Genomic DNA, 5,685 nt, shown 5'->3' with positions numbered 1-5,685 from the left:
AAACGCTTCAATCGCTTTTTGCCGCAGGTCGTAACTGTAAGGGGCAGGCATAGTTCTATCCCAACACTTCTCTCCTTCAGAATAACGTCCTAACACAGCTATGTAAGGCTATAATGCAGTTAAAAAATTCGAAAAATTGCAACTTACCCGTAAATGATGACTGAACTACCCATAAAATTTACGAAAGAATTAGGGTTTCAGGCTCTTTTTGCTTGAAAACTTGCCCATAAATGACCATTTCTTGGGATGTTTTAGCTAAATCATAAAATTTTTTCTGGAATTCCTACCCAGTAAAGCTTTCAAGCGTCGCGTGGCACTTTGTTGCAGCTACGCTACCGTTGGGCCAACAGCGTTGTCACCAGGGCACTTCCTGTCGTGAGACCTGGAATCATAAACCACAACACCGTCAGGGGCACATGCATCACATAGACATAAAGCGAGTTTTGCCATAAAGGGATTAGAAGTTTGCCTAGCGCTTTATTGAGCGGGAGCCAAAATGTGTTGACCACCATATACAGCAAGGGAAACAAACCCAATAAAGTCACTAATCGGATCGGGCCATTAATACTGCGACCCAGAGGCGAGGGAAATACTAGTTAAGATCCAAGCATTACTACAAAACGCGATTGCAAGTGTCTCTAAAGCTGAAGCGCAGCCATCGTTCGTCTATTGCAAGAGTGTTTGAATCATGGCAGCGATCGTCGGCAGTAGTGGAGTAGCCTCACGTTGGCACAATCCCTTGATTTTTCTTTGCGAGGAAGTGTTTTGGCTTTTTGGAAAACCTTGAAATAAGCTAAGGCTAATCTCGTCTCATTCGCTCTTTATATTCACTCGTTGACTCAAGTTCATGACAGACGACACCTCGCAACCACTGGCCCACAGTATTTCCTTCCCAGAAAATGAGGCGAAGAGATTAGAGGCACTTCGGCGTTACAAAGTTCTTAACACACCACCAGAAGCAGCATTCGATCGCATTACCTCTCTGACAGCACGGTTATTTCAGATGCCAACGGTTTTAGTGTCTCTAGTTGATGAGTCAAGAGCTTGGTTTAAGTCTTGCTACGGCTTCAATCAGCAGGAAGTGCCACGAAATGACAGCATTTGCAGCTTTGCGCTGTTGTCTAACGATGTTTTAGTCATCCCTGATGCTCGACAAGACGATCGCTTTGCCTGCAATCCGTTTGTGCAGAATGAACCTGGTCTGCGCTTCTATGCTGGTGCCCCTCTAATCACTCAAGACGGCTTTAACCTCGGTACCCTCTGTCTACTCGATACAACACCTCACGATACTCTAACCCAGGAACAGATAGAAATCCTAACAGATTTAGCTGCGATCGTAGTTGATGAATTAGAGTTACGACTAGCGGTGGCAAAACAAATGGCCGCTGAACAAGAGCGACAAGAAGCGGCCCAACACCTGCAACTTTACGCGGATGTGGTTGGCAACACTCAAGTTGGTCTTGTGGTTTGGCAACTGGAGGACTTGAATGATCCCGGTTCGTTCCGCTTATTGATTGCAAACCCTGCTGCTTCAAAAGCAACTGGGTTAGATTTTGCATCCCTAGTCGGCAAGACTATGGCAGAGGGCTTTCCTAAGCTGCTACAAACACCGCTTGTGCAGCAATATGTGGAGGTCATTCGCACAGGGCAACCCTTGGATTTAGGGGAAGTTGTCTATGGCGAAGATGGCGTTTCTACCGGAACTTATAGCCTGAAGGCGTTCCCCTTACCCAACCACTGTATTGGGTTTGCCTTTGAAAATATCACTGCTCGAAAACAGATCGAGTTTCAACTACAAGAAAGCCAACATTACAATCAACAGATTGCTGAAGCTGTACCCGGAGTTCTATTTGTACATGACTTAATCCAGCAGCAAAACGTTTATACCAATCGCCAAATTACTGATTTGCTGGGCTATACGTCTGAAGAAGTTCAGGCAATGGGGGCTAATGCCCTTGAAATTCTGGTACATCCTGAGGATTTGGCACGAATATTCAACTATCTAGAAAATTTCCGCTCTGCCTCAGACAACGAGGTTTCAAGCATTGAGTACCAAGCACGTCACGCAAACGGTGACGGACGCTGGATATACACCCAAAGTGTTATTTTTAACCGCACAGCAGATGGTTTGCCACGCCAGGTTTTAGGAGTGTCACTCGATATTACTCAGCGCAAACAGATCGAACAAGCGCTGCGAGAAAGTGAAAAGTGGGCGCAGTTGGCAATACAAGTTGCCCAGTTGGGAGGGTGGCGGCTGCACCTGGACACAAACCTAGTCGAAGTGGATGAGCGCATGCGTCAAATCTGGGGTGAACCCGATGATGCTGTCCTGATCCCACTTCCTGCTGTGATAGAGCGGATACATCCAGACGATCGCGACCGGGTGGCCCAAGCTGTCAGTGCGGCGATCGACCCTCAATCATCTGGCAGTTACGAGATTGAATACCGGATTATCTGGAACAATGGCAGCGAACGATGGGTACTGGCAAAAGGCCAAGCCCAGTTTGAGGGTGAGGAAGAGTCTAGGCGAACTATTGCTTTTTTTGGTACGGGTCTGGATATTACTGAGCGTAAACAGACAGAAGCGGCGCTGGCGGAACAGGAACAGCGGTATCGCTATATTTTTGAAGCGGTGAGTGTGGCGATCTGGGAGGAAGACTTTTCTGAAGTTAAAGCTGCGATCGATCGATTGAAAGCGGTGGGTATCCAGGATTTTCGGCAGTACTTTACTGAACATCCTGAATTCGTGCAACAGATGGCTGAACTCGTCCGAGTTCATGATGTGAATCAAGCCGCAGTGCAAATGTTTGGCGCGCCAAACAAGGCAGAATTGCTGTCTTCCTTAACCCAAATCTTTGTGCCTGAAACGACAATAGCTTTTATCGGAGAACTACTGGCGATCGCGCATGAAGAACGCTCGTTTGCCACAGAAACTGTCTTACAAACTTTGCAGGGCGATCGCCTTGACGTTTGGTTTACCATCACCTTCCCGCCGGAGCCAGATCAGTATGACCATGTACTGGTCTCGCTGCTCGATATCACGCAGCGCAAACGTAGCGAGTTAGAGCAGGAACGCAGTGAAGCCATTCTCAACGCATTTCTCGCCGCTTCCCCGATTGCACTGACCCTATTTGATCAAGATCTGCGCTATCTTTACGCCAACGAAGCCTTAGCTCAGATTAATGGGTTGCCACTTCATGAACACTTGGGTCGAACCCTTCCGGAGGTGGTTCCCGACATGGCTCCCCAGTTTGCTCCGATGCTGCGGCGAATCATGCAAACCCAAGAACCTGTTCTTAATTTGGAATATAGCGGTGAGATACGACCGGGTGTTTATCGTCATACCATCGCTAATCACTTTCCAGTTTGTTTGCCCAATGGTGAGGTGTTAGGCGTTGGGATCACCATTACTGATATCTCGGACTTGCATCGAGTTGAAGCCGAACTACGCCAGAGTGAAGAACGGCTGTCCTTAGCTCTGAGTGCAGCCAATCAGGGACTTTACGATCTCAATGTCCAAACAGGGGACGCCATCGTTTCACCCGAATATGCTCGGATGCTGGGCTATGAACCGGAGGAGTTTCAGGAAACGAATGCTCAGTGGCGCGAGCGCATGCATCCAGATGATGTGGCAACCGTGTATCAAGTCTATGAGGAGTATATCGCTGGACATCGCAACGAGTACCGCGTGGAGTTTAGACAACGCACCCAAGCAGGCGGGTGGATCTGGATTCTCTCGGTTGGCAAAGTTGTAACTTGGGATCAAGACGATAAGCCCCTCCGCATGTTGGGGACACATACCGATATCAGCGACCGCAAACAGGCAGAGCAAGCCTTACAACAACACAGCCAACGGCTTTACCTGCTCTATGAGACCACCCGTGAGTTGCTTGCGGCGAAACAGCCAATGGACCTCATGCACCAGTTGTTTCGCCGACTCTCGGTGCAAATGGATTTGCATTACTACTATCACTTTGAAGTCAGTGAGCAGGACAGTAGACAACGTTTGCAGCTGATAAGTTATGGTGGGCTCTCTGAAGTCCAGGCACAAGCATTTGAGTCAATCGATCTAGGGCAAGCTATGTGTGGCTTGGTGGCTCAAGAACGCCATCAAATCGTGCTTAATGGCTCAGAAATTGCCTCTCATCCCAATGCTCGAATCCTCTGCTCAATGGGGGTAACAGCTTATGCAGGTCAGCCACTAATGGTGCAGGGACGGCTACTAGGAACCCTTTCATTTGCGAGTCTGACCCGAACTCAATTCACGATTGAAGAGGCAGACCTCCTGCAAGTGATTTCAGAACAGGTGGCGATCGCCCTTGAGCGAGCTGAATTAGTTGCATCACTGGAGCAGCAAGCCGAGGAGCTGAGACAAGCCAACCGGGTCAAAGATGAATTTCTGGCAGTGTTATCTCATGAGTTGCGATCGCCGCTTAACCCCATCTTGGGTTGGACAAAACTTCTGCAAACAGGCAGGTTTGATACTCAGAAAACAAAACAAGCCTTAGAGATTATTGAGCGCAATGTGAAACAGCAAACACAACTGATTGACGACCTACTCGATATCTCAAAGATTTTACGCGGCAAGCTGGTCTTAAATGAAGCGCCTGTTGATTTAGCATGCACGATTAAGTCCGCATTAGAAACACTGCGATTGGCAGCGGAAGCAAAAAGTATTCAGACCCAAATCAATTTAGACTCATCCATTCCACCCATACTAGGGGATGCAGGACGTTTACAGCAGGTTGTTTTGAATCTGCTCACCAATGCCATTAAGTTCACTCCTAATGGCGGCCAGGTAAATGTGCAGTTGGAGCGAGTGGGGGATGAGGCTCAAATTCAGGTCAAGGATACTGGAAAAGGGATTACTCCGGACTTTTTACCCTACGTGTTTGAGTCTTTCCGCCAAGAAGACGGGAGAACCACACGCAAATTTGGTGGATTGGGCTTGGGACTAGCAATTGTTCGCCAACTGACCGAACTACATGGGGGAACGGTTCGAGCCGAAAGCGCAGGTGAAGGCGCTGGAGCCACCTTTATCATCCGTCTACCCCTCATGAAACCTCAAGCTTTGAGCTTTGCGGATGAAACCTCAGCTGATCTGGCTTCTAGCGAAGCGAGCATTCTGCAAGGGATTCGCATACTCGTAGTAGACGATGAAGCCGATATGAGAGCTTTGGTTGTGGCTATCCTCGAACCAACGGGAGCGATCGTCCAGGTAGCAGCCTCAGCATCCGAAGCCCTAGCTGTGTTTGATCACTTCCAGCCCATGCTTTTAGTCAGTGATATTGGCATGCCACAAGCAGATGGCTATGAATTGATGCAGCAGGTGAAGAGACGATTTGGTGAGCTTCCCGCGATCGCGCTGACGGCCTATGCAATGGAACAGGACCAACAGAAAGCCTTTAACGCCGGATTTCAGCGCCATATCGCTAAACCGATCGATCCAGCCGTCCTAGTCAAGGCGATCGTAGACCTTATCAGTTATGCGAGATAAGCAGCTTTCAAAGTAGGAATTAGGACCAGCGGGCGCATTTGAACAGAAAGTTACGGTTTTGAATGAGGGGCTGAGCCAGGGCAAACGCATCTTATTGAGCAAAGACTTTAGCCAGATAATCATTATCCCAGCCTGCTTTGAGGCGCTTGGCCTTCATTCCCCCCTTGGCAGTCTTCTCTTGGCTCAAC

2 protein-coding genes are annotated in these 5,685 nt (G+C 48.5%); one reads left to right on the top strand and one right to left on the bottom strand.

Annotated features, from left to right (window positions below; translation table 11 throughout):
• Nucleotides 1-332: 332 nt before the first annotated feature.
• Complete coding sequence (gene opgC, locus NDA01_RS31085; RefSeq protein ID WP_348231092.1) at nucleotides 333-554, bottom strand: OpgC domain-containing protein; 222 nt, start codon at nucleotides 552-554, stop codon at nucleotides 333-335.
• A 293-nt stretch (nucleotides 555-847) separates the two neighbouring features.
• Here opgC and NDA01_RS31080 point away from each other — a divergent pair, with 293 nt between their 5' ends.
• The gene (locus tag NDA01_RS31080; protein WP_348231091.1) at nucleotides 848-5,497 is read left to right on the top strand and encodes a PAS domain S-box protein; all 4,650 of its coding nucleotides are present in this window, start codon (nucleotides 848-850) and stop codon (nucleotides 5,495-5,497) included.
• The last annotated feature ends 188 nt before the right edge of the window (nucleotides 5,498-5,685 follow it).

It is taken from the genome of Trichocoleus desertorum AS-A10 (assembly GCF_039962155.1).
Classification (GTDB): domain Bacteria; phylum Cyanobacteriota; class Cyanobacteriia; order FACHB-46; family FACHB-46; genus Trichocoleus.
This window is presented reverse-complemented; position numbering and strand designations above follow the sequence as displayed.